Source organism: Bacillus fonticola (assembly GCF_012955605.1).
Lineage (GTDB): Bacteria > Bacillota > Bacilli > Bacillales > JC228 > Bacillus_CG > Bacillus_CG fonticola.
Genome location: NZ_CP052135.1, coordinates 1,400,893 through 1,419,089, shown reverse-complemented (window position 1 = coordinate 1,419,089; position 18,197 = coordinate 1,400,893). Strand labels below are relative to the sequence as shown.

23 protein-coding genes and 1 pseudogene are annotated in these 18,197 nt (G+C 42.0%); 5 read left to right on the top strand and 19 right to left on the bottom strand.

What is annotated here, in order from left to right; all coding sequences use genetic code 11:
- Positions 1-94 precede the first annotated feature (94 nt).
- Positions 95-670, bottom strand: coding sequence for a YitT family protein (locus tag HHK01_RS06980; RefSeq protein WP_170007116.1), 576 nt, complete (start codon positions 668-670; stop codon positions 95-97).
- Between the two features lie 119 nt (positions 671-789).
- Complete coding sequence (gene deoD, locus HHK01_RS06975) at positions 790-1,494, bottom strand: purine-nucleoside phosphorylase (protein ID WP_170007115.1); 705 nt, start codon at positions 1,492-1,494, stop codon at positions 790-792.
- Between the two features lie 191 nt (positions 1,495-1,685).
- Between deoD and HHK01_RS06970 the strand changes: the two genes are divergently transcribed.
- Positions 1,686-1,829 (top strand): hypothetical protein, encoded by a 144-nt coding sequence (locus HHK01_RS06970; RefSeq protein ID WP_170007114.1) that lies wholly within the window; start codon positions 1,686-1,688, stop codon positions 1,827-1,829.
- A 70-nt stretch (positions 1,830-1,899) separates the two neighbouring features.
- Here HHK01_RS06970 and HHK01_RS06965 read toward each other — a convergent pair whose 3' ends face one another.
- On the bottom strand, positions 1,900-2,214 hold the full coding sequence (locus HHK01_RS06965) for a hypothetical protein (protein WP_170007113.1): 315 nt from the start codon (positions 2,212-2,214) through the stop codon (positions 1,900-1,902).
- A gap of 168 nt (positions 2,215-2,382) precedes the next feature.
- Here HHK01_RS06965 and HHK01_RS06960 point away from each other — a divergent pair, with 168 nt between their 5' ends.
- The gene (locus tag HHK01_RS06960) at positions 2,383-3,504 is read left to right on the top strand and encodes a DUF2515 family protein (RefSeq protein WP_170007112.1); all 1,122 of its coding nucleotides are present in this window, start codon (positions 2,383-2,385) and stop codon (positions 3,502-3,504) included.
- Positions 3,505-3,542: 38 nt separating this feature from the next.
- Here the strand turns inward: HHK01_RS06960 and HHK01_RS06955 are convergent, their stop codons facing one another.
- From HHK01_RS06955 to HHK01_RS06945, 3 genes are all read right to left on the bottom strand, one after another.
- Entirely contained in the window at positions 3,543-3,716 is a 174-nt protein-coding gene (locus HHK01_RS06955; protein ID WP_170007111.1) for a YozD family protein, read from the bottom strand.
- A gap of 217 nt (positions 3,717-3,933) precedes the next feature.
- Entirely contained in the window at positions 3,934-4,653 is a 720-nt protein-coding gene (locus tag HHK01_RS06950) for a hypothetical protein (RefSeq protein WP_170007110.1), read from the bottom strand.
- A 78-nt stretch (positions 4,654-4,731) separates the two neighbouring features.
- Entirely contained in the window at positions 4,732-4,965 is a 234-nt protein-coding gene (locus HHK01_RS06945; protein WP_170007108.1) for a YozE family protein, read from the bottom strand.
- Positions 4,966-5,194: 229 nt separating this feature from the next.
- Between HHK01_RS06945 and HHK01_RS15905 the strand changes: the two are divergent.
- Both HHK01_RS15905 and HHK01_RS06940 read left to right on the top strand, forming a co-directional pair.
- Positions 5,195-5,734 (top strand): annotated as a pseudogene (locus tag HHK01_RS15905) (CHASE3 domain-containing protein); the annotation flags it as partial.
- A gap of 48 nt (positions 5,735-5,782) precedes the next feature.
- The gene (locus HHK01_RS06940; RefSeq protein ID WP_407646952.1) at positions 5,783-6,925 is read left to right on the top strand and encodes a methyl-accepting chemotaxis protein; all 1,143 of its coding nucleotides are present in this window, start codon (positions 5,783-5,785) and stop codon (positions 6,923-6,925) included.
- Between the two features lie 91 nt (positions 6,926-7,016).
- Here the strand turns inward: HHK01_RS06940 and HHK01_RS06935 are convergent, their stop codons facing one another.
- Entirely contained in the window at positions 7,017-7,154 is a 138-nt protein-coding gene (locus HHK01_RS06935; protein ID WP_170007104.1) for a YjcZ family sporulation protein, read from the bottom strand.
- Between the two features lie 162 nt (positions 7,155-7,316).
- Here HHK01_RS06935 and HHK01_RS06930 point away from each other — a divergent pair, with 162 nt between their 5' ends.
- Positions 7,317-8,855 (top strand): carboxypeptidase M32, encoded by a 1,539-nt coding sequence (locus HHK01_RS06930; RefSeq protein WP_170007102.1) that lies wholly within the window; start codon positions 7,317-7,319, stop codon positions 8,853-8,855.
- Positions 8,856-8,897: 42 nt separating this feature from the next.
- Here the strand turns inward: HHK01_RS06930 and HHK01_RS06925 are convergent, their stop codons facing one another.
- The 12 genes from HHK01_RS06925 to HHK01_RS06870 form a co-directional block, all read right to left on the bottom strand.
- Positions 8,898-9,401: a PTS sugar transporter subunit IIA gene (locus HHK01_RS06925; protein ID WP_170007101.1), complete on the bottom strand. Its 504-nt coding sequence runs from the start codon at positions 9,399-9,401 to the stop codon at positions 8,898-8,900.
- Positions 9,402-9,438: 37 nt separating this feature from the next.
- Entirely contained in the window at positions 9,439-9,873 is a 435-nt protein-coding gene (gene msrB, locus HHK01_RS06920) for a peptide-methionine (R)-S-oxide reductase MsrB (RefSeq protein WP_170007099.1), read from the bottom strand.
- A complete protein-coding gene (gene msrA, locus HHK01_RS06915; RefSeq protein WP_170008699.1) occupies positions 9,873-10,355 on the bottom strand; it encodes a peptide-methionine (S)-S-oxide reductase MsrA in 483 nt (160 codons plus the stop codon). The genes msrB and msrA overlap by 1 nt, the downstream gene beginning before the upstream one ends.
- A gap of 170 nt (positions 10,356-10,525) precedes the next feature.
- Positions 10,526-11,128, bottom strand: coding sequence for a YpmS family protein (locus HHK01_RS06910; protein ID WP_170007098.1), 603 nt, complete (start codon positions 11,126-11,128; stop codon positions 10,526-10,528).
- 375 nt (positions 11,129-11,503) lie between these two features.
- Positions 11,504-12,466, bottom strand: coding sequence for a nucleoside hydrolase (locus HHK01_RS06905; RefSeq protein WP_170007096.1), 963 nt, complete (start codon positions 12,464-12,466; stop codon positions 11,504-11,506).
- Positions 12,467-12,573: 107 nt separating this feature from the next.
- Positions 12,574-13,413, bottom strand: coding sequence for a DegV family protein (locus HHK01_RS06900; RefSeq protein ID WP_170007094.1), 840 nt, complete (start codon positions 13,411-13,413; stop codon positions 12,574-12,576).
- 20 nt (positions 13,414-13,433) lie between these two features.
- Entirely contained in the window at positions 13,434-13,934 is a 501-nt protein-coding gene (locus HHK01_RS06895; protein WP_170007092.1) for a dihydrofolate reductase, read from the bottom strand.
- Positions 13,931-14,725, bottom strand: coding sequence for a thymidylate synthase (locus HHK01_RS06890; protein WP_170007090.1), 795 nt, complete (start codon positions 14,723-14,725; stop codon positions 13,931-13,933). Before HHK01_RS06890 ends, HHK01_RS06895 begins: the two co-directional genes overlap by 4 nt.
- A 17-nt stretch (positions 14,726-14,742) precedes the next feature.
- Positions 14,743-15,465 carry an anthrax toxin lethal factor-related metalloendopeptidase gene (locus tag HHK01_RS06885; protein ID WP_170007088.1) on the bottom strand — a complete coding sequence of 241 codons (723 nt, stop codon included), beginning with the start codon at positions 15,463-15,465 and terminating at the stop codon, positions 14,743-14,745.
- Positions 15,466-15,807: 342 nt separating this feature from the next.
- Positions 15,808-16,386: a TerD family protein gene (locus tag HHK01_RS06880; protein ID WP_170007087.1), complete on the bottom strand. Its 579-nt coding sequence runs from the start codon at positions 16,384-16,386 to the stop codon at positions 15,808-15,810.
- 70 nt (positions 16,387-16,456) lie between these two features.
- A complete protein-coding gene (locus HHK01_RS06875) occupies positions 16,457-17,068 on the bottom strand; it encodes a TerD family protein (RefSeq protein ID WP_170007085.1) in 612 nt (203 codons plus the stop codon).
- A 27-nt stretch (positions 17,069-17,095) separates the two neighbouring features.
- Positions 17,096-18,190, bottom strand: a complete 1,095-nt coding sequence (locus HHK01_RS06870; RefSeq protein WP_170008698.1) for a toxic anion resistance protein — start codon at positions 18,188-18,190, stop codon at positions 17,096-17,098.
- Positions 18,191-18,197 lie beyond the last annotated feature (7 nt).

Below are 18,197 nucleotides of genomic sequence, written 5' to 3'. Positions count from 1 at the left end.
CCACCGCACTTTCTTTAAGAATTACTGCACAATAATTTTGTACCTTCGACCATCATAGCAGACGGATATCATTTGGACAATGAAAAAGATGTATTCACATGCTCGGCGTCGTTCTCGCCACAAGCGTGCTCGTAGCAATTCCAACAGTGCAAACTGCGAGCAACGACTGAAAGAAAGCTTCCCACCCAATCACATTCGCCCCAGCTAACAGAACGAGCCCGTCTATGAAAAAAATGATTATGCCTACATTCCAAGGGATGAGTCTGCCTGTTAACTGAGCTGCCAAATCTGTTCCACCTGTACTCGTCTCTTGTGAAAGCATCACACCAATTCCAATACCTACAAGTAGTCCTCCTGAAATGGCACTAATGATAACAGAAACATCAAGCCAGTTTCTAAGTGGTGCTAACACATCAATAAGAAACGAAGAAATGAGCAACCCATGTAAACTGTTATAAAAATACGGCCTATATGAAAACCATGCCCATATGTATAGCGGTATGCTCGCAAACACCATAACGAGCCCTGCAGGTAGGCCCCACACGTAATGCGCAAGCAATCCGACACCAATCATTCCGCCATCAATTAAATGATAAGGTACGAAGAACGCATTAATTCCGACAGCACACAGAAGACTACCCAGTAATACAGCTATAGCTTTTCTAAGCATCTGATCCCCCTCCTAGAGGTTTGCTTACCTTTCACTATATGAAAGAGGTGTGTATAACTTGTACAAAAAAAAGACAACAAAAAAAGCACTCGCTATAGCAAGCAAGTGCTCAGACGTTTTTACTCTTGGATCGCTGCATCGAGAGCAACTTCAATCATATCGTTGAAAGTCAGTTGGCGTTCCTCAGAAGATGTTGCCTCGCCAGTTAAGATATGATCGCTCACGGTCAGTACAGATAGCGCTTTTCTACCATATTTAGCTGCAAGTGTGTACAATGCAGCCGTTTCCATCTCTAAAGCAAGAATTCCATACTGAGCCCATTTCTCGTGTTCAGCATTGTCATTATAGAATAAATCTGCTGTAAATACGTTTCCTACTCTTAATTGGAGACCGCGCTCCGATCCGACATCAAATGCCTTTTTTAAAAGAGAAAAGTTTGCTGTCGGAGCATAATCAATCCCACCAAAAGTAATCTCGTTCATCTTGGAATCCGTGGAGGCGGTCATAGCTAAAATTACGTCGCGAACCTTTACATCTTTTTGGATAGCTCCACACGTTCCTACCCGAATTAAATTTTGTACGCCGTACTCCTGCATCAACTCGGTAATGTAAATAGAAATAGAAGGAACCCCCATACCAGTTCCTTGTACTGACACGCGCTTACCATTATATGTACCGGTGTAGCCAAACATGTTCCGCACTTCATTGTAGCACGTCACATCTTCTAAAAACGTTTCCGCAATATATTTCGCACGAAGCGGGTCCCCAGGAAGCAGAACTGTTTCCGCAATGTCACCTTGTTTTGCACCAATATGAATACTCAATTCTAATTTCCTCCTTTATTGCCAAGTAAGCAAAAAACACTATACCATATTTTGCAGCACGTTTATACATTTTATCCTATAGTGGGTGCACACCTCCTACGTGAGAAGAAGGAATTCCCACTCATGAAGTTTAGCGCTATCCGTATATCTTCTTCAAGAAAAAGAATCCTACAAGTAGGGAGGTGTTCCGAGTGGGTAAGAAACCGCGCAACAGTTTAAGACAGAAAAAGAATAACCATGTTCCCCCTGAAGTACTCGAAGCGAAAGAAGTCGCACATAAAAAAGAATTCACATCTGCCAAACGCAAAAATGGACCTGGAGACAATACAGAGTGATTAGGTGTACCACGCCGAGTAACCTAAAGTAACCTTATCTTAGGGGTGAGCACCACCCCTCCTCTTCTTTTCATAAGACACGTAATCTTCGTACTTCCTTCCAACCACCAGGCTTTAATTCATAATAAATCGGGCTATGCGATCCTCTTTCCACAGACACAATATCTCCAGTACCTACAAAGCGTGCTGAGTAATCTTCCGGCATCCGCTCACGAACGTTTAACAACTGAAATAATTGATACATCACATCCTCATGTGTTTTCCCCTGAAAACTTTGACGGAAAACGATTTTATACCCCCTTTTCAACCCATATCTTGGTGTTTGAAACAATGTAAGTTGAAAATCCTCTGTTTCTCGAACAGGGTCGCATTTAACAGGAAACATAAGTCAAGCGCTCCTTTCACGACAAGTGTTACTACCATTTTCGACCTCATCACAAGAATCCCTTTGTCTATCTTGCTCGTCTCTTGTCGAATTTAGACAAAAGTCTAAATATCCGACTTCTTTCATAATATAAACGGGATTCAGTCTTTATAATTTACATGGAGGGAAGTGTCTTTTGTCACAAAAACTCCTTTACTAACTCCCTTTGTATCTCTTGAAGAGGAAGAGGAATTTCAGCAACTTCTGTCAACTTGCATGGAGGAGAGAATGACACCGCTCGTGACGACGAACCAAGAAAGGGAATGGGTTCGCTCCATACGTAACGCAACGATTTTACACAACAAAGATAATGTCACACGAACGAAAGCCTATTTACAGCTTTACGCACAGCATCCAGAACTTCACTGGTCGTTACTTGCACATCTTGTTAGTCGCAACGGTGGTTATCAAATGACAGATTTAAAAGGGGAAACGTTAGACTCTCTCCTCTCGCCAAAAAATCACGCTACCTTGTTTTCCTTTCTTGAAACCGCCAACGCGTGGATCTTTCAAGATGCTTTCCCACAATTAATGTGGTATGCGCTCAATAAGCAGCGTGGTTTCCACATACCTTCTACATTGTTACGACATTTTCACGTATCTGTTTTCAATGAAGCAGCTTGGATATTTTTTTTGCGATCTCCCGCCACACGCAAAGCTTTCTTGACGTGTGCACTTATCGAAAACGAACAACGTATGATTGAGGTACGCCATCTATCACGAAAAGAAAGTCAAGCAGTCGTTTCATCGTTCCCGTTTCGAATTCAAAATGTACTCCCCTTTACACACGTCATCTTTCCGTATAAAAAGAGTGTACTACTCCTTTCTCCTCGCGTTCGCGGTGTAACGGTTTCCCAATTTGAACTAGTTACAGAGCGTATTCGTATAGGGCGAGTGCTCTACACCCTTTTGTATAGTCAAAAAAGCACATTGAAATTTGCGGGAAATTGGGCAAAAGAAACTGCCCATACAGGAAGTCGTGAAGATCTGTGGCCAAAGATATACTCCCGCCACAGAACAAGCAGTAAAAAAATATGGAGTCCGCGCCTTTCTTCTGTTTGGCCAGCAGTCAACATTCCAGATTGGCAACCGGAGGACTGGTGTAAAACAGCGACCTTACCTGACACATTTCATTACGGGCAAGCTTCCTACTGCCGTCTCACCGATCACACGAGCGCCTTACGGAAAGCAACCGTCGCATTACAAACCATGGATTGGATAGGAGATGCGCTTCACGAATTCTTCCAATAAAAAACTGGCTACTGGGTTTCCCCTAGTAGCCAGTTCATTTATCCATCTTCCATTTCTTCGTCTATAACACATTTAAGAAGCAAATATTCGAAAAAAATATCAGCTAATTCGTTTGATTCATCCTCTGATGGGACGAACCCGCGTTCGATGAGTTCACGAAAAATAAACGATGCCATTTCTTCTGTATCAATGTACACTTCCATCTCACCCAAGTTCATCTCCCCTTTTACTTCCATCCTATGAGACAACAACTTTTTTTATGCGTTAAGAGAGGAAGGCATGTTTCTAAAAGGACAAGCATAGACTGCACTATCTTGATAATTTAGGGGGCACTATACATGTCAGAAGAAAAAATTCTTCAATATATGGAAACTTTTACGAAAGGTGTTTTCATCACGGTTGTGACAAGTGGTTTCTTTGTTTTTATGCTTATGATGACGACGCTCGTTTCTCGGTAGGAAGTGACTTCCATTCGTTCGCAAGTTGCTTTAGCTTCCGCAAAATCATCCCCTGGGCCTGATGATAATGGTCGTCACCAAATAATTGGTGTAAATAGCGATAATCATTGTATAAGTCGAGTAACGCATTCATTTTTTCTCGCTTTTGTTCGTGAAGTTGCACTAACTTTGTTTTAGAAAGCGAAACTTTTGGTGGTTGCTTTGTTAAGTTTTGCTTAGGTGGTTCCTGTTTCTTTTTTTCTGTATGCATACCGATCATTTGTGAGTATGTTTTTTTCTGATCTGGTTTGACTACGAGTGTCAAGTCTTCTTCACCCACTTCTAACCATTGACCGTCTTTCGTACGTGACAGTTCATATACGATATCTTCCCAAGCATCTTCTTCGTAGCGCCATACTTCTGTCCGAAACCCGACCACTTTATACAAGTCGGATCCTCTTCCTCTCACCTGCACGATATCTCCAAAATTAAAGGCGTAATACAGTTCGATGTGTTCACGTTCATGTGCTTCCTCTTCGTATTCTGAAAAATGTGTTAACACTGTCTCCATAAAAAGGCCTCCGCTGCCGTTCACTTCATAAACATACACACCTTCTAATTCCTTTACGTTTGTAATTTTTCCTACTGTACCGTACAACGTCACAACAACGGTATCACCTATCTGAAACTTCGGTTGTTTTCGTTTGCTCATAGCCTCCCATCTCCTAGACCTGTCAGAATTAGTAGTAGTATATGCAAACCACACAAAAAAGGGGAAGAGATGAGCGAATCATCTCTTCCCTTTTTCTTCAATTTCTTCATACTCTTGCCACGCGTAATCAAATACAGCCAGGGACGGTAAATAATCAACCTGCTCTTCTAAGTATCGACTTACCTCATCGTAATCGGAAGTATGCTTTGGAAAGCTGTGGTCTTCGTACGCATCGTTCGCAAATTGCTGAATCGCATTCTTTGCCTTCGGGTTCCGGTGCGTCATGAGAAAATGGTAAAAAGAGCGTCGCATGTTGTTCACCCCTACTTTACGACTTTTCTCCTCACTGTATCAGATTCTCAAAAAAAATCTAGATTTCAGCAGCTACTTTTTAATTTCTATATTTCTTAAAATATTCAACAATATGACTCGCTATCCAAACTACAAATGGACAATTTATATTTATATATGAATACTCGACTGTCTGTCCAAATCACTGCTTAACATATTGTGGATTTTGTCGATAAGACGACAGAGACACATGAAACGAGGGGAGTCATCGGAAGTGAAGACATACTGGAAAACGATTCGAGGAAAGATCTGGATTTCCTACAGTATCAGCTTGCTTGTGATTGTATCATTGGCGGGAATATCTTATATGAATTTAAGCCAACTGAAAGCAGAGCTTGATACGATTTTGGAGAAAGAATTTAACGTACAAACAAACATCCAATCATTGCAAAAGTCTCTTGTCGATATTGAGACAGGAGAACGTGGTTTTGTCATTACGGGCGCTGAGTCATTTCTTGCTCCATACGGTAATGGGAAAGCAACGATAAAAGATATCTTTCGTATTCTCGATGAAGAATTAGCATCAGATTCTGTTCAAAAAGAACTATTGTCCTCAATCCAGACCGAATACCAAGACTGGATCGCTTGGATTGACGGCGTTGTGGAAACGCGGCGAGCATCTGAAGAAGAAGCAAAGAATCTTGTCATCACGATGCAAGGAAAACGAGGTATGGATGCAATTAGAGATGGGTTAAATCAACTCCAAACAACCGAGAAAGATCAATTGAATTCACGAATTGCTAATCTGAATAGCAATGTGACGTTGTTTCAGTCGATTATGTTTGGATTAAGTGGTTTAGCCATCATCATTTCCATTGTCTTCGGTACTTTCTTATCGAAAAACATTAAACGAAATGCCACGGTCATCGGGCAGTCCATTACAGAGATTGCTGCAGCCGGTGGTGATTTAACAAAACGTATTCGTGCGACTCACAACGACGAATTCGGTATACTAGCGCACCAAACGAATGAGCTTATTGAAGGTATTGCCCATATCGTGACAAGTGTGGCTAAACTGTCCGAAAATGTATCAGCATCTAGTCAGCAATTGCTAGCATCAAGTGAGGAAACATCGAAAACGATCGCTTCCATCGCTGACAGTACAACCGAAATTGCTTACCTTAGCGAAGGAACAAAGGATAAAACAAATACAGCTTTGACGGAATTGGAATCACTTCACACAGCAAATCAAGAGCTTCAACTACATGTCGTCAACGTGCAATCCGCATCAGAAGATATGCGTGTTGCGGCTAAAAAGGGATCGTCGCAACTTCACGCACAAAAAACGAGCATTCACACCATTTCTGGAACGGTTGAGCGAAACTCTTCGTTGATGACCGGACTCGGTGAAGATTCCGAAAAAATCGGTGACATTATCCAAACAATCACAAACATTGCAGACCAAACCAATTTACTTGCTTTAAACGCAGCTATAGAAGCGGCACGAGCTGGTGAACATGGGAAAGGCTTTGCTGTTGTCGCTAATGAAGTAAGAAAACTCGCTGAACAATCACAACATGCTGCTGAGGAAATTACTCATATTGTTGAAACCATACAAAGTGCGATACAAAATGTTCTTAGCGAAAATGATACGGTGATGCAAGAAGTTCAGACAGGTGTCAAACATACAGACGATGTACACACAGCGTTTACAAACATTGCGAGTAAAACAGAAGAAGTGAACAGAATTATTCAACTGATGGCTACTCATATGTACGAAACCGAGCAACGATCAAGCGCGCTAACGGAGTCGTTTCAAGCCGTGCAACAAATGGCTGTTGCGACTGCAGAGCATACCGAGACAAATGCAGCTGCAAGTGAAGAAGGCTCTGCCGCTATGGAACAAGTAACAGCTTCCGCAAGTGAACTAAGTAAACAAGCAGAACAATTGAATACCTTGATAGCCAATTTTAAAGTGTAAATAAATGGAAGGGAAGGTTAGCCTATGCTGACCTTCCCTTATTTTATTTGCTAAAAAGAGGATGTTCAAAAATGCTGTATTTCTTCCTAATTTAGCAAACTGTTGCACCGATGATGATTAACAAAATAAACAGTACGACGATTAGCGCGAACCAGTTTCCACCTCTTACTGGGTACTCCTGGACTGGATAGGCACAGCAGTAGTTGTAATTATCATAGTAAGGATACATGGGCACACACTCCTTAATTTTTTCTGTATTCACTCATACTGTATGTTTCAAATGGGTTTTGGGTCTGTGCTTTTGCCTAGTCGACAAGCTCAGAAAAACTGTTTCGTCATACGAAGGAATATGCTATACTGTCAGAAAGTTTTAAATATGAGGAGGATGTTTATGTCTACGAATATCTCGACAGTTACCCTTTCTGTTCAGGAGGCGCGGGAAGGTTTTAAAAAATTAGATGAAAAGCTATCACATTATGGAAACATTTTAGGTCTGGTGAACTGGGATGCTCGCACAAAGGCACCGAAGAAAGGGCGAGGTTTATTTGCCAAAGCGAGAGGGACATTAGCTGAGGAAGTGTTCGCTCTGTCTACTTCTGAGCAAATGGGACAGTTTCTAGCTCGTTTACGCGAAAAAGATGCGCAAACAGAATTGGCACAGGAAGAACGCGCCGCTGTACGTGAACGTGCGAAAAGCTACGAACGGTCAAAAAAGGTTCCCCCAGAATTAAACAAAGAGTATGTACTGCTTAGCTCCAATGCCAACCAAGCGTGGGAACAAGCACGAGAAGAAAACAATTTTGAAGCATACCGCCCGTATTTAGAGAAAATGGTCGATTTACAACGGAAATTTGCAGAATTGTATGGCTATGGGGACCATCCGTATGATGCGTTACTAGCAGATTACGAGCCTGGTTTCACAGTCGAAATTTTAGACGAGCTCTTTCAATCGCTTCGTGACAAAACGGTCTCGCTCCTACAACGTATTCAAGCAGCACCTAACCAGCCAGATACGTCTATTTTCGATAAGAAGTATGACGCCAAAGCACAGGAAAACTTTAGTAAGTATTTACTTCCTCATCTCGGGTTTGATACAGATGCAGGGCGATTAGATGAGACGGTGCATCCATTTGCCCTCGCCGTCAATACAGGAGACATTCGTTTGACTACTCGTTATTTAGAGGATAACGTTCGGTCTAGTATTTTCGGGACGATTCATGAAACGGGACACGGCTTGTACGAGCAAAACGTGAACCCTACATACGAAGGCTCTTGCCTACGTCGAGGTACTTCTTTCGGGATTCACGAGTCGCAATCGCGGTTTTTAGAAAACGTCATTGGACGTAGTGAGCCGTTTTGGTCTTACTTCTTCCCTGCTCTTCAAGCTACTTTCCCAGAGCAGCTACGGGGCGTTGATCGTTCTGAATTTGCGCGTGCAGTAAATGCCGTGTCTCCTTCACTAATTCGCGTTGAAGCAGATGAGCTCACGTACAATTTACATATCATGATTCGGTATGAGATTGAAAAGGGATTGATCGAAGGGTCTATCGAAGTGAAAGACTTGCCACAAGTGTGGAATGAGAAAATGCAGGAGTATCTCGGCGTCGTACCAGAAACAGACACAGAGGGCGTTCTCCAAGACGTTCACTGGTCTCACGGAGGTTTCGGTTACTTCCCTTCCTACTCACTCGGAAACTTGTATGCAGCGCAAATTTACTACACAGTAAGAAAAGAGATTCCGAACTTGGATGACTTGTTACGCGCCGGAGATGTGAAAACAGTTGTTGCCTGGTTAACGGAAAATATTCACCAGTGGGGGAAGCTGTATGAGCCAACCGAGCTTGTTGAGCGAGTTACTGGTGAACCGCTTAACGCCTCCTATTTAGTTCAATACTTAGAGGAAAAGTATACGCGCATTTACGACTTATAAGTGCAAAAAAGGACGATTCCATGATTGGAGTCGCCCTTTTCCTTATGCTTTCACCGTAACCGTTAAAATAGCGTCATTCCCTGCTTGCACAGAGGAGATTTCATGTTTATTTGCAGCCTCAATTTGGTCGGCATTCGTTAAAATAACTGGCGTGATCGTACTTTTCGCTTCCGCTTTCACTTTTTCAAGATCAAACGTAACGAGTGGATCGCCAACAGAGACTCTTTTCCCTTCAGATACATGCGCCTCGAAGCCCTCACCATTCATCGAGACCGTTTCTAGTCCAATATGGATCAAGATTTCAAGCCCATTGTCGGCTTTTAATCCAACCGCGTGTTTAGTCGGGAAAACTTGAATGATTTCTCCGTCTACTGGGGAAACGACCTTGCCTTCTGTGGGCTGTATCGCCACTCCGTCTCCCATCATCTTTTGAGAGAAAACCGGGTCTGGCACCTCTTCTAGCTGGACAATAGTACCAGTTAGCGGTGCTTTCACCGCAACAGTTGGTTCAGCTTGCTTTTTTTGTCCGAATAGCTTTTTAAACATGGTGACACTCCTTCTAGGTTCAGGCTAAAAAACGCCGTCATGAAAATAACTTTTTATACTGTCCGTAGCCCTCTTTTTCAAGCTCTTCTATTGAAACAAATTTAAGTGCTGCAGAATTAATGCAGTAACGCAAACCGCCTGCCTCTTTTGGACCGTCGTTAAACACATGTCCTAAGTGGGCTTCACCTTTTTTTGAACGGACTTCAGTGCGTACCATTAAATGGCTTCTGTCTTCCAGCTCCTCAATCTCCTCCAGCTCAATTGGTTTTGTGAAGCTTGGCCACCCACATCCAGCATCGTACTTGTCGAGTGAACTAAATAAAGGTTTTCCTGAGATCACGTCCACATAAATACCATCACGCTCTTCATCCCAGTATTCATTTCGAAACGGTGGTTCCGTCCCGTTTTCCTGTGTGACATGGTAACTCATCGGAGAAAGTTTTGCTCGTAACGAATCCTTTTCATTTCCCATTATGCTTCACTCCAATGCTCTTGTATAAAGGTTGCGCGCCCAGAGCCTACACGGTATCTATTGTAATGGGCTGGATTCTTTTTATAAAACTGTTGGTGATAATCTTCTGCAGGATAAAATGTAACGGCGTCTCGTATGGGAGTAACTACAGGTTTACTAAAACGCCCACTTTCATTCAGTGCATGCTTTGATTGTTCTGCAATTTGCTTTTGTTCATCTGTATGAGTGAAAATGACTGTTCCATACGATTCACCACGATCTGCAAATTGTCCACCTGCATCTGTCGGATCAATTTGTTGCCAAAATAACTCCATAAGCCTCTTATAAGGAAACACAGCTGGGTCGTAAGTAATTTGTACAGCTTCAACGTGACCCGTCGTCTCACTGCACACTTCTTCATAAGTAGGGTTTTCTGTATGCCCCCCAGTATATCCTGACACAACAGCATGAATGCCGGGTTGTTCATCGAAGGGCTTTACCATACACCAAAAGCAACCACCTGCGAAAGTAGCTTGTTCAAGATTTCCCACACGTTCCCACTCCTTACCTCAAATTACACGTTTCCACCTTATCTCGGCATTTTACTCCTTTTTTAAGTAGAAGTAAACGTGTTTGCTCATCGTTTGGAAGCAGCACGGATCATCACGCTAAACTAAGAGTTACGCGGAATGTATAAGGTAAATCTGATGTCATCATCTGCGAGATCAAAAGAAGAAAGCTTCACCTTTGCCCCACTTTGTAAAGTCAGCCCGTCTAAATCAACATAAACACGTTCTTGATTCGGGAGGATTTCTACCCACTCCGGAAACTGATAAGAATCACGAATATACTTTAACACATAGTCTACCGGTAATTGCAGTTGACCAATAGAGATGGACTCTTGTCTTAAGAGCACGTCCCCATTTTCTTGTACGAGTGGACTGAAAGCCATTTGCAGTTCAATTTCCGTACCGAAAACAGCAAGCGAACCATTTAAATTAACGGTATCACTAAAGGTTAGCCAATACGAGATAGGTCCATTTACATTTTGTTCCTCTATGTAATCATTGACGATAGCTGATAAATCCTGTTTTGTGACTTGTGCGTTCACTTGGGCATACTGTGAGAGCGCCCCTTCGCTGGAATTCCCACTTGCTCTTTCTTGTTCTGTAGGTTCCCCAACAGGCATGAATATCAACACAGACAACATGATCACAACAGACAGTAGTAGACCAAGCAAGAGAAAAAATCCTCGCTTCCACGCCTTATTTTTCATCTACGTTTCTTCCTCCTCATTCTCGTCCATATCTTCTATTTATCTAAGAGAAATTGAATTTCCCCACTTCTCCAGGTTCTACTCAAAAAGTAGCTATCGTGATCTCTCAGGATATAAACTCGTAGCCAACGTCATTCGGATGAAAAATTCCTCGTATAAATATTCTTCTTCACTCCCGAATAATCGCTCGTCAAATAGAATAACGTTCCTATGAACTCATTTTCCACTATTGCCTTTGTCGTCCCATTCCATTCATTTATAAAGAAATAGAAATAGCAATCGTGTACTCTCTAACGTATTGCTATTAAAAAACACCCTGCTCCAAGCGTACACCTTGAAGAGGATGATATAAAAACGTGTTCGTATGGTCTCTAATTAGAGAGACGTCATAGTCTTATAAAAGTCTTGAATAAAAGATGTGTAAGAGAAATGCAAAGCGACATCGTGCTCTCGGTATGTCTCCATCGTTTTCGTACGACGAAAGTCACCAATCGATTGCCCAAAGGCCGCTCCAGGCGCTGTCACAACAATGGTTGGAACGCGTTCATACCTAATCTGTGCATGGTGACGAAGCGACCAAAGAGCGACCACATCGTGAATCGGGCTTCCTATCGAAAAATGAAGCAACTTTTTGTAGCCTTGGTAGTAATAGTCTAACATTGGTTGAAAGATGGTGCTAAATGGGTGCTTACGCGCTTCCAAATAGGATTGAATTTCCCAAGTCATTTGTGGGGTGATGATGGCATAGTCTGTGATGTCTAACGGAATAATTTGAACTGGCTTTGATGACTGTCTTAATACTAAATTGGCTGCATAAGGATCTCCGTAAAAATTGGCCTCACTCACTGCAGTCACATTTCCAGGTGAAAAAAACGCTCCTCCCATTACAGTAAAGGACTCGACTTTCTCCATAATTTCTGGAAACATAACGAACATAGTGGCCAAGGATGTACATCGCCCTACATTTGCAACAACAAGTGACTCTTCAAAAGATTGTAAAAAGTGATATAGCTCAAAAAAGTTACCGAAATCATATTCGCTCACGCTGGGATTTAAGGGACCTAATCCGCTCCACCCATGAATTTCATGATAAAATTTCGGCTCTATGCCCGTGAGAGGAATCGCCGCTCCCGCAAATACGGGAACTTCCCAATGGTTTGTGAGCTGCCGAATATAAGCAGCGTTTCGTAACGCATCGTGCTTTGGGATGTTACCGTAGTCCGCTACGATCGCCACAATATTTATCTCTTCACTTGCATAAGCATACATAAGTCCCAATACATCATCAATACCGAAATCCGCTACATAAATAACGTTCACCTTTCTTCGCTTAGGCACGGCATACACTCCCTTCTATTTCCAATCTATTCTTCAAAAGGGAACCGTTATGCTTCATCTATGACATCATATCCTAAAAAACAGCCCATCTTTTCAGAAAGGGCTGTCTACTCGTCTATATAATAAAAAAATGCATACGCTCCTGGTCCCGTGTGTGTACTGATAATCGGGGTCGTTTCCGTAATGTCACACGGTAGGTTGCAGCGTTCATGAATAAGTTGTTGTAAAGCCTTAGCATATCCTTGCGCATCGGCGTGTGCAATGCTTACTCCCTTTATAAGACCTAACTTCGCATCTTGCTGTAACTGATTGATCATGAACTGGAAGCCTTGCGTTGCTTTACGAACCTTTTGGATAGGCGTGTACTCCCCATCAACCAAGGAGGCAATCGGCTTAATTTTCAAAAGAGAACCAAGCAAAGCTCTTCCCTTCCCAATACGCCCTCCTCGAGCTAAATATTCTAACGTATCCACTATAATATAGAGTTTTGTTCGTTTGCGAATCGCTGACAATTTCTCTATAATCTGCTCGAATGGGGCGCCTTCTTTTGCTAGTTCGCCAGCGGTTTGCACTTGAAAACCGAGGGCGCGAGACACAAAAAGAGAATCAATGACCGTCACGTTTCCATCGACAAGATCAGCCGCTTGTTTTGCTGTGTGAACGGTTCCGCTTAGTTTATCTGTTAAGTGGATACTGATCACATGATCGCATTCCTGTAACAACGCCTCATACACATTGACGAATTTTCCAACAGCTGGTTGTGAGCTTTTCGGCACATCTTGAGATGACTGAATAAGTTGAATCCATTCACTAGGCGTGATATCAACGCGATCCTGATACTCCTTACCGCTTATAGAAACTGTTAATGGAACGACCGTAATTTGTAAGGAATCAAACACCTCTTGAGGTAAATCGGCCGTTGAATCGGTAACAATCCGTATGTTCATATTTCCCCTTCTTCCCTACATCACGACGATTTTATTCTTTTATACGTCACAAACTTGTAAGATACGCCTACTTCTGTGCACTTTGTCCCTTGTCTTTCATTTTCTATCTTCCATTCCCCATCATTGATAGGCGAGAAAAATGTGTCGCATGAAAAGACCGCATCAATGTGGGTAACGACGAGTTCATCTGCAAAAGGTAACACCTGCTCAAACAAATGTGCCCCCCCAATACAGAACCATTTCACCCGTGAATCCTGTTCGCTCACGATCGATAGCCACTCATCTACACTATGTAAGATGGTAACCCCTTCAAACTCTACATCTTTTTGCCTTGTAATCACGTAATTTTCACGATGTGGGAGGGGTCTACCAATAGATTCAAACGTTTTTCGACCCATCACTACAGGAGAATGTAACGTAGTTTGCTTAAAATGTTGCAAATCTTCCCCTATATGCCATGGAAGACCGTTATTTTTCCCAATACCTCCATTCGCATCCATTGCCCAAATTAAGCTAATCATACGCTAACCGTTCCTTTAATGGCAGGATGCGGTTCATAGTTTTCAAAGGAAATGTGATCGTAGCGAAAATCTTCAATAGATGTGATGGATTTGTCTAACATAAGCGTTGGCAACGAACGTGGGGAACGCTTCAACTGCTCTTTCATTTGCTCTACATGATTTTTATAAATATGGACGTCACCAAAAGTGTGGATAAATTCTCCAACTTGTAATTCCGCTACTTGTGCAACTAAGTGCGTTAGTAAACTGTAAGAGGCAATGTTAAAGGGTACACCTAAGAAGACGTCTGCGGATCGTTGGTAAAGTTGACAAGATAACTTGCCATTTTGCACGTAAAATTGGAACAAACAGTGGCAAGGTGGCAATGCCATTTCTTGCAACTGTCCGACATTCCAGGCAGAAATAACGTGTCTTCTTGAATTAGGATTGTTTTTGAGCTCATCAATCACGTGCTGTAATTGGTCTACTGCATTGCCATTTGGCGTAGGCCAGCTTCGCCATTGTTGACCGTACACTGGGCCAAGCTCGCCATTTTCATCTGCCCACTCGTTCCAAATGCGCACACCATTTTCCTGTAAATACCGTACGTTCGTATCTCCTTGTAAAAACCAAATGAGCTCGTGGACAACTGATTTTGTGTGCAGCTTCTTTGTAGTGAGCAGGGGAAAGCCCTTCTCTAAATCAATACGCATTTGGTAACCAAATGTACCAATCGTTCCAGTCCCCGTGCGATCATCTCGTTCTTCCCCATTCTTCAGCACATGTTCTGCTAATTGAAGGTATGCCTCCATAAGTAGTTCACCCTTTTTTAATTACGTAATCGTTCTTCTAATTCTTGAAAGTAAACAAACGTTTCTGGAGCCTTTTCATACAACTCTTGTTTCGTAAGTGATGTGTAATAATAATAAGCAAACGTTTCTGCAAAGTACTCTTCTGGATAATTCGAAAAATAGGCTTGGCCTGGAAAGAGTTGAGGAGCCTCCTTTTTCCACGCTTGTATGAAGTGTACATCATCTCTAGCAAACTTGTAAACGACCTTGTCAATCGTATGGGCGAGCTCGTGTAGTTCTAAATTGACAGAACCGTGACCATTTCCTTTTTGGCTGGCACCTATTTTCGCATATACAGTCTTTTGTCCACCCATTCCGGGAACATCATCCCAAGTTAGGAGAGAATTTTCATAGCCACGAGGTCTAACACCTTGCAGACGTTCGGTCGTAGTAAAGTCAGTAAGTGCACCATTAAATAAGCGGATAGTAACTTCTTGGTTAACAAGTTCTTGGAGTAACTCAGCTGGAAGTTGGTCGAGGCGTTGAATCATATGAGCTGCCTCCACTTCGTTAAATGATTTTTCAGGTAAGATAAGAATACGCCCCAAGACATCCTCATTGGTCAGCGTCATATTTTGATAAAGTGCGGATGATGTTGAGAATGCTTGCAAAGGTCTACCTATCTGCAATAGATTTGAAGCTTGGAATCCTACGAGGGGTATACAAAGTAACACTAAAATAAGTGGCCATCGCCGTTTCAATTTGCATGCACCTCCTGAATAGATGTTCTCCTAGATGTAGTGTTCATGCTGTTTCAACAGGTATGGGTGCGCAGTGTTGAACTCCAAAGGGAATGTGAGTATATTTCTATGTGAATCATAGACTGTGTTGTTCCTAACGCTGAAATCTTAGTTCATTACACTCTTAATAACTATGTATCTATTATAACAGATTACTAGAACTTTCTGAACCTTTATGTCAGAAATTTTACTATTACAACGTTTTAAAACCACCCATGTTCTGGCGGAAACCACGATAGGTGATTCCAAAATAAAAAGAGGAGATCTATTTATAGATCTCCTCTCCTCATTTTCACATTAAAGCTAAACTTCTAGTCCATAGTTACGACACAGGGAGGCTAATCCACCTTGAAATCCACTTCCGACTGCATTGAATTTCCATTCTCCGTTATGTCGGTAAAGCTCACAAACGACAACGGCTGTTTCCACAGAAAAGTCTTCTCCTAAATCAAAGCGAAGAATCTCATTAGAATTGGCATCATCAACGACGCGAACGAACGCATTTGATACTTGACCAAAGTTTTGATGACGTGCTTCCGCATCATGAATGGTTACCGCAACGGCTACCTTATCAACGTGTGCAGGAATTTTCGTAAAATCTAGCAAAATTTGCTCATCATCCCCGTCCCCTTTACCAGTCCGGTTATCTCCCGTATGCTCTACACCGCCAGATGGGTGTTTCACATTGTTGTAAAATATAAAATCGATATCTTGTTGTACAGAGCCAGATGCACCTACTAAGAAAGCTGACGCATCTAAATCAAATTCCTGCGTACCGTCAAATTGATTGATATCCCAGCCGAGTCCAATGATTGCTTTTGTTAAACCCGGGTTTGTTTTCGTTAGATCAATTTTCTGCCCTTTTTGTAAGTTAATCGTCACGAAAGCTCGCTCCCTTACTTTAATAAGTGTGTGATCGTTTCTAAGTAATGTGTATAAAGAGTACTAAAAATTAAGCTGAATAGCGTTTGACGAGCTCACGGATACCTGTATCTTCTGTCCCGTTACCCGTCGCCGCAAATTTCCACTCTGAACCTTGACGATACATCTCCCCTACAATTAAGCTAAGCTTTCCAGAATAATCTTCTGACAAATTGTAGCGAAGTAACGTATCGTTGTTAGCTGGATTTACAACTCGGATGAAAGCATTTTTAATCATACCAAAATGTTGTTTACGTTTCACTACATCATAGATGTTCACAACAAATACAAGTTTTTGGATGTTCGATGGTACCTTATTTAATTCGACATACAATTGCTCGTCATCACCATCTCCATCGCCCGTTAAATTGTCTCCAGTGTGTACAATGCTTCCACATTCACTCTTCAAGTTTCCAAAGTAGATCACTTGATTTGTTGTACGAACTTTATCGTTTTCGTCTAGCATCAGGACTGATGCGTCACAATCAACGTTTTGGCCACCACCACCGCCAAATAACGAACCGAAGAGTCCGCCACCTCGGGTTTCTACAGGATCCCAGCCGAGTCCTACAAGTACACGAGATAAACCTGTATTCCCCTTCGTTAAGTCAACACGTTGTCCTTTTTGTAAAGAAATCGCCATACTATTCACTCCTTATTCCTGTTTAGTTTAGTTATTTGTACGACTAGCAGATGCATTTTGTTTCATATTTTGAAACTTCTCCTGTAATTCTAACATTTTAACCGATCCTTGCTCACGTAACCGGCGATTCTCGTCCTCAATAGACTTCGTTTCTTCCATCCCTTTCATAATGATGTTCCACGTTTCTTCAACAGTTTCGAGCTTAATGGATGGGCTTCCTGCCAATTTTGCAATTTCTGTACTTTGCGAAGAAATATTTTGTGCATTCTTCACAAGCATCTCGTTCGTACGGCGGTCAAGTTCACTCATAGAGTCTGCCACTAATTTCTGACGTTTAGCAGAAACAGCTTGAATAAGACCGTTTTTAAAGATTGGAATAGTAGTCACGAATGCTGAATTAATTTTTCCGATCAGTTTTGTGTTTCCACGCTGCAACAATCGAATCTGCGGGGCGGTTTGTAGAGAGACCATTTTGGCCATTTCTAAATCGTAAATACGCGTCTCTAATAAATCGACTGCATTTTTCAAAGTGTCCAGCTGCATCGTCGCCAATTGGTCTCCACTCGTAGCCTTTGCTTCCAATTGGGGAAGTATCGTTGTTTTTAGCTCTTCTAATTTCATTTCACCAGCAACAACGTACTTCTCAAGCGTGATGTAGTATCGATAGTTCTCTTCATACATCCGATCCAACACATTCGTAGACTGAACCATTTCATCTTGATATTTAGAGATTTCCACATAAACTTTATCGATTTCTCCACCGATCGTTTGGTATTTAGAAAACAATCTATCTACGAGTTTTTCCCCTCGCTTGAAAAGTTTTCCAAATAACCCCTTCCCAGTATTTTCGAAGTCCTTTTTATCAAACTTGTCCATGATTTTCCCGAGTTGCTTTAATAACACACTCGAATCTTCCAGCTTTGTGCCTCGCATGTTGTGAAGAATCTCATCTGAAAACTTGGAAATTTCCTGCGCTGGCTCCTTACCGAATGCGAGCATTTGCATTTGATCTTTTTCGTCAATAGATAGAGCGAGTTCTTTAACTTCTGGTTCTTGTCGTAACTTTTGCTTTAATTCGGGAACTTTTGCTTCCGATAATTTTTCTTCAGGAAGTTGTTGCATGTCCAGC